Annotated in this window: 6 protein-coding genes and 2 pseudogenes; 2 read left to right on the top strand and 6 right to left on the bottom strand. The window is 61.0% G+C overall.

All coding sequences use genetic code 11. The features are described 5' to 3' along the window. Window positions 1–98 precede the first annotated feature (98 nt). A pseudogene (locus NKI17_RS34300) lies at window positions 99–509 on the top strand (ATP-binding protein); the annotation flags it as partial. A gap of 388 nt (window positions 510–897) precedes the next feature. Beyond that, the gene (locus NKI17_RS34295; protein WP_352907610.1) at window positions 898–1,296 is read left to right on the top strand and encodes a nuclear transport factor 2 family protein; all 399 of its coding nucleotides are present in this window, start codon (window positions 898–900) and stop codon (window positions 1,294–1,296) included. Window positions 1,297–1,379: 83 nt separating this feature from the next. On the opposite strand, the gene NKI17_RS34290 is transcribed toward NKI17_RS34295, so the two are convergent. The 6 genes and pseudogenes from NKI17_RS34290 to NKI17_RS34265 all read right to left on the bottom strand — a co-directional run bounded on the left by NKI17_RS34290 (window position 1,380) and on the right by NKI17_RS34265 (window position 5,787). Then, window positions 1,380–1,706 carry a type II toxin-antitoxin system RelE/ParE family toxin gene (locus NKI17_RS34290; RefSeq protein ID WP_352907609.1) on the bottom strand — a complete coding sequence of 109 codons (327 nt, stop codon included), beginning with the start codon at window positions 1,704–1,706 and terminating at the stop codon, window positions 1,380–1,382. Continuing rightward, window positions 1,693–1,971 carry a type II toxin-antitoxin system ParD family antitoxin gene (locus NKI17_RS34285; RefSeq protein WP_352907608.1) on the bottom strand — a complete coding sequence of 93 codons (279 nt, stop codon included), beginning with the start codon at window positions 1,969–1,971 and terminating at the stop codon, window positions 1,693–1,695. The genes NKI17_RS34290 and NKI17_RS34285 overlap by 14 nt, the downstream gene beginning before the upstream one ends. 196 nt (window positions 1,972–2,167) lie before the next feature. Beyond that, window positions 2,168–2,410 (bottom strand): hypothetical protein, encoded by a 243-nt coding sequence (locus NKI17_RS34280; RefSeq protein WP_352907607.1) that lies wholly within the window; start codon window positions 2,408–2,410, stop codon window positions 2,168–2,170. 161 nt (window positions 2,411–2,571) lie between these two features. Continuing rightward, window positions 2,572–2,982 carry a hypothetical protein gene (locus tag NKI17_RS34275; RefSeq protein ID WP_352907606.1) on the bottom strand — a complete coding sequence of 137 codons (411 nt, stop codon included), beginning with the start codon at window positions 2,980–2,982 and terminating at the stop codon, window positions 2,572–2,574. A gap of 128 nt (window positions 2,983–3,110) precedes the next feature. Next, a complete protein-coding gene (gene dinB / locus NKI17_RS34270; RefSeq protein WP_352907605.1) occupies window positions 3,111–4,226 on the bottom strand; it encodes a DNA polymerase IV in 1,116 nt (371 codons plus the stop codon). A 243-nt stretch (window positions 4,227–4,469) separates the two neighbouring features. Next, window positions 4,470–5,787, bottom strand: a pseudogene (locus NKI17_RS34265) (DUF2130 domain-containing protein). Window positions 5,788–6,025 lie beyond the last annotated feature (238 nt).

Genomic DNA, 6,025 nt, shown 5'->3' with positions numbered 1-6,025 from the left:
TGTGACGAAAATCTCCCCGCCCGAACGTGGATGAAAGGCGTAACGGACAATCTTCTTTGCCTCGCCATCCTGATAACGGGCATTATGAGCCCAGTCCGACCGGAACCGGCAAGTCGCATCTGGCAATCGCCATTGCCCGCGCCCTGATCCGCAATGGCTCACGTGGCCGCTTCTTCAACGTCGTCGATCTCGTCAACCGGCTCGAGACCGAGCACCGCGGCGGCAAGCAGGGCCGTATCGCCGATTACCTCACCCGGCTCGACTTCGTCGTGCTCGATGAACTCGGCTATCTGCCCTTCGCGCAAGCCGGAGGGCAGTTGCTCTTCCACCTGATCAGCCGGCTTTACGAACGGACCTCGATCATCGTCACCACCAACCTGGCCTTCGGTGAATGGCCGGCCGTCTTCGGTGATGCCAAGATGACGACGGCGCTCCTCGACCGTCTCACCCACCATTGCGAGATCATCGAGACCGGAAACGAGTCCTGGCGCTTCAAGAACCGCGCCTGATCACCCCACCTAGTCGATCCGCGCTCGCCGGGCTGCGCAACCCTGACCAGCTCCGCCCGGCGAGCGCTGACCATTGTGCCCTACGAAGGGGTCCCTTTTGCGCGCCGATCCAGGGTCCCCCATTCCGTGCTGATTGACAGCCGGGACGCTCACACGGGCCTGGAACGCCGATTTCGACCTGGATGGCCGTGCCGATGGCGGCACCCGGCTGCAGGATCTTGCGACGGTCGAAAGGCGTGTCAATGCGAATCTGCCGTGGGCGTGATTGCACCGCGGGACCTGCGCGATGCGGCCGTCGAGCGCTTGACTGAGCGACACAAGCGCCGCTTGATGGACAGACGACGTCGAGCGTGATGCCTCACGGCAGCATCAGGAGGACGATTGAGCCATGACCGACCGCGACGACTTCCTTGCCTGGGTCAAGACCGCGCTGTATGAGGCGGAGCTCGCGCTGCACAATGGCGACCCAGCCCCCAGGCGGGCTCTCTGGTCCCGCAACGAGCCCGTGAGCGTCCTGGGTGCGTGGCGCAACGCCCACGGCCAGCGAGAACTGGAGGGACTCTTCGCCGCTCTCGGTACGAGCTTCTCCGACTGCACGTCGTATGCATTCGAGCTGCTGTCCTACGACGTGGTGGGCGACATGGCCTATACCGCAGGCTTCGAGCACACCTCAGCCTCTGTCGATGGTCGGCCCCGCACCTACACGTTGCGCGTCACCCAGGTGTACCGACGCGAAGGTGGCGAATGGCGCGTGGTCCATCGCCACGGTGACACCGTGACTGAGTGACACAAGCGCCGCCGCAAAAACTACTTGTTGGACGTCCTCTGCGGCGGGCCAGCCCGGGACAAATCTGGGCGCGCATCCGCGGCTCATGAGACATCTCTTCTTCTGGCGACCGCTGACCATTGTGCCCTACGAAGGGGTCCCTTTTGCGCGCCGATCCAGGGTCCCCATTCCGTGCTGATTGACACGATGATGGCCGTGCGTTCGAACGGCACGGTGCGCAACCCCGGCTCCAGGTCATCGCGGGGCCGGCCGCCGTTCGGCGCGTCACCGATTTTGCGGCACCGCGCCATGATCCGCTGCACAAACCCGGCCGCCACACCATCACTCTGGCTGGCCTCGGCAATGACACGGTAAATTCCCTGCAGGTCGGCAATGGCCTGCGGCCGGTAGGTGACGTTAGCGCGCCGCACTGCGCGGCGCTTTGCTTTCGTTCTTCATGAAGCGGGTCATTTCCGCTTCCGCCTCGTCCGCCGTAAGGCTGGGGCGGGGATCGTCAATGGACGCCCAGATGCGGGCACGTAGCACCTCGTTGACGGCCTGCTCTTCGCGATCGAGGGCGCGCAACGCGGCGCGCATGACTTCGCTGGCGGAATCGTAGGCGCCGGATGCCAACCGCGCGTCAACGCTCTGCTGCTGCTTGCCGAGGGTGACGGTGATGGGTTTGCTGGTTCTCATGGTCTGGCCTTTCCTTCCTCCCCTTATAGCAGATGGCATGACAGTGTCATACAATTTTCCGACCCCCGCTTTCCAAAGCAATTCTCTCTCGGCGGATTTGATCGGTTCCGCCTCCTTGGTAACGGCGGTGAAGGCTTCGCGAGCATCGCGCACGGCCTTGCGTTGCTCCACCTGAGGGCCAGGAACTGAATCGGTTTCAGTTCTGGAAATCGCGGCCGAGCGCCCCGCAAAGCAATGCAGCTAGATTGTCGAGTGCTCGCTTGTGGGTTGAACCGAGCGGCCGGCGCGCGAGGAAATCGTCGATTGTCATCCAATGGGCAGGATCTGTAGCCATGCTCGGTCTCAGAAATTCAATGTAAAGATGCAGGTCTTCGGGCACGAACACGATTGTCCATGCTCCGTCGCCGTCTTCGGCCAGTTGGTAGGTCAGGGCGCCCATTGAAGTTACTCCTTCACCCGTGAACTTGCCGATCGAGCGCGACATTTCCATCCCCAGAAATGAGTATTGACGCCTGATGAGCGTGCCATTCTGCGAGATGCTCGTTCTTGGAAAAAGGGCGCTACTGCACCCCCTGCCTCACCGGCGAGGGCCGGGGGATCCTACCTTCCTCGACCCAGTCCCTGGGCGCGACCTTGGATGAGGAGAAGGATCTGAGCCGCAAGGTCCGCATCGAGATCTGGCAGCCTGCTTCCCCGAGGTTGTGCCGCGCGGACATCGATGCCGCAGCCGGACAGATCGGTCAGGGCCGTCAAATAGAACTCCCGTTGCAGTTTCGAAAACGATTCCGCTGCTCTTTCGCGCGCAACCTCCCGGCGTCTGGTTTCAAGCTCCTCTCGGAAAGCGGCCAGCGGTGGGCGGCGCAACGTCTGCCCAGCCTGTACGCGGGCCCAATAGCCGCGCGGAGGCTTCGGCACCTGCAGGCGCATGCACAGTTTTCCGATCGCCACATCTGACAGGCCAAGATCCTTGCCGATCTCGCGGGTCGGTTTCTCCCAAATCAGCGCAAACAATTCCTCTCGGGAGAGTTCTCGTCGTGCCATGTTACCTCCATCCGGCAACGGCGGGCGACAGCCGGCAACGCGCATGTCTGCAACGAGCTGGCCGGCTGTCGCCCGCCGTTTCAAGAAAGCTCGAGTTGTCAGATTGCAAGACTCATCTGAACTTCTTGCGAGACCAGTTCAGCCTCAAGCGAGGAGATCGTCACGCCAAGCAGCCGAATTCCCTTCTCGACTGGAAAAACAGGATCGAGGAGGTCAAATACCATGGTCTGTAGCTCAGCTTGGCTGCGGATGATCAGGTGACTGGTTCGACGCCGCGTAATCTGGCGGAAGTCGGCATACTTGACCTTGAGCGTCACCGTGCGCCCATGGATTTCGTTGTTTTCGCAATACCGCCAGACCTTTTCTATGAGCGGACGCAGCCCTTCGTGCGCCTCCGCTATCGTGAACAGATCCCGCGCAAACGTATCCTCCGCTCCTACGGACTTGCGGACGCGATCAGGGTGCACCGGTCGCTCGTCGATGCCACGCGATATCCAGTAATAATATGGTCCGGCCTTGCCGAAATGTTCTTGCAGGAACGGCAACGTCTGCGCCCGCAGATCGGCGCCGGTGCGGATTCCGAGCCGTTCCATCTTCGCATTGGTGGCAGGACCGATGCCGTGGAATTTTTTCACCGGGAGCACTTCGACGAAGCTCGGCCCCATCTTTGGCGTGATAACGAATAGCCCGTCAGGCTTGCCCTGATCGGAGGCCATCTTGGCGAGGAACTTGTTGTAGCTGACACCGGCTGAGGCAGTAAGGCCGGTCTTCGCCTTGATCTTCGTCCGGATCGCCTCGGCGATCTCCGTCGCCGTGGCGATCCCGTGCATGTTTTCGGTCACGTCGAGATAGGCCTCGTCCAGCGAAAGCGGTTCGATCAGTGGCGTGTGCTCGGCGAAGATCTCCCGGATTTGCTGGGAGACCGCCTTGTAGACGTCGAACCGGGGTTTGACGAAAATCAGATCAGGGCACTTGCGCCTCGCCGTCACGGAGGGCATCGCCGAGTGAACGCCGAAATTGCGAGCCTCATAGCTCGCGGCTGCGACCACGCCACGTTCGAGGGCGTGCCCGACGGCGACCGGCTTGCCCCGCAGCTCCGGTTTGTCGCGCTGCTCTACCGAAGCGTAGAACGCGTCCATATCTACATGGATGATCTTGCGCTGCAGCGCAGGCCTCTCAGCCCCAGCAGCTTCGCTTGTGACTGCGTCTTCCATGGCTCGTCCGCCTCGATTACCGGCTCACCTCCACGTGCCTCTTCATCCGCGCGCCGAACTCGACCCTCAACTACCGTACCTCTGAGCGCGCGGTCTGACCGGCCACAGCGATCGGCCGACGGCGGTTGCCTCAGGTGCGGCGGGCTTCTTTTGCTTGCAACATCCGAAGGGTCCGATCGCTACATCTGGGGAAGCCGCTCCAGATTGCCCAATCGTTTTCCTGTTGAGCTGCATACCGATTGCCTATCCGGCACCGGGCGGAGATGATTCAATGGCCAGGACCTCCAACCCCTCAATTTCTTGCATCACCTTTCCGGCGATACCTTGCAAGTCGCCGTACATCCCGACGGTCGATTCGATTACGCCTTGCATTTGAGCCTCCCGCTTGGCCCACAGGCGTGTTGTGGCCTTGCGTTCCTTGGCCAGGTCCTCCTGCATATCAGAGAACTTTTCGACGATGGCCTCGACGCGATGGCGGAACCGCGGACCGGTCAGATAGCCATAGACCTGCTCCATTTTTTAGCTTGGCCGTCCTGGGCGAGGCGGGAGTTCGCCAGCTCGATAAGGGATTGCCGGAGCATGATTGCGATCGGCGTCGCGCATTTGGGATGGGCGACATAGACGCCGTCCAGAAGATCGAAGGTTTCCACACCGGGAGGCAGAGCTTCGGAGATCATAAGCGCGATATCCGCTTTCGCCGCCCGTTGATCCGCCCTGAGCTTCCCCAGCCAACCCTGGCTCCAGTTCTTGGTGCGTTTCGATTCCCATAAAATGGCGCCGCATGGCTGGCCGGCCGGTCCGACCACGCGGTGCAGGACATCTCCGCCGAACTCACCCTTGGCAACCGGTTCAATGATGTCCATCGGGAACGGGCTGGCAATGAGGGCTTCCAGCTCGAGCTCCAGCACTTCACCCTGAAGCTGCTGGGAACCCTGTTCCGCACGGCGCTTCAGCTCCTCAATCTGACGCTGCATGCCGGCGATCTGTTCTTCTTTCTCCGCAACCTTCATTTTAAGGCCGTCTTCGGCTTCCGACCTCGCCTTGACTCGAACGGCGTCCAGTCCTTCCTGGATCTTCCTTTCGATGATCAGCGCCATCTCGCGCTTTTCGTCGTCAAGCGCACGCTGCTTTTTCAGGAATTCCGCCTGTGCTGCTGGGCCTCGGTGAGCTTTTCGTCGCGCGCCTTCAACGTCGCCTCCAGCTCAGCCAGCTTTTTATCCTTGTCCTCCAGGTCTACCGACAGCAGCAATTTTGCCTTGCGGGCTTCCTCGACCGCGATTCCGGCACGCTCAAGCTTGATTTGCTTAGCCACCTGGTTGGCGATGTCCTCTTTGGCGGCGGCGATCTCGGCCTGCTGGCGCTTAAGCTCCTCTTCTCTGGCAGCCATCGATGCCTTGTTCTGCGCCAAGCGCAATTCGTATTCTTCACGAGTGGCGGCAATCAAAGGGGCCGCGAGCGACTCATTGAGCTTGATTTCCGTCTTGTAGCTTGGGCAGCTGATTGTCGGTTCATTGAGAATCCTGTCCCCCTGCAGCATGGTATTGGTGGGCTGGACGGTCATCTGCGCGCTGCCTCCCTGAGGTATCTATTTTAGGACACGTCAGACTATATCTCGCCAGGCGTTTTCGGAAAAGAACAAAGAGTGAACTGATGGGTTATCCCCGCCGCAAACTAGGGGGAGGCGCTTTATCTTGTGGAATGGCGCGCCTGCGCGAGCGGCGGGAAGTGGCATAGGGATGGAGCCGCCCGAACTGCGCGGGATCATAGGAGTTCAGGGTAGACAGGATCAGCCTGGAGAG

This window comes from Mesorhizobium sp. M0816 (assembly GCF_040320005.1).
Classification (GTDB): domain Bacteria; phylum Pseudomonadota; class Alphaproteobacteria; order Rhizobiales; family Rhizobiaceae; genus Mesorhizobium.
The sequence above is the reverse complement of the archived record's forward strand: the minus strand, read 5'-3'. Positions and strand labels throughout refer to the sequence as shown.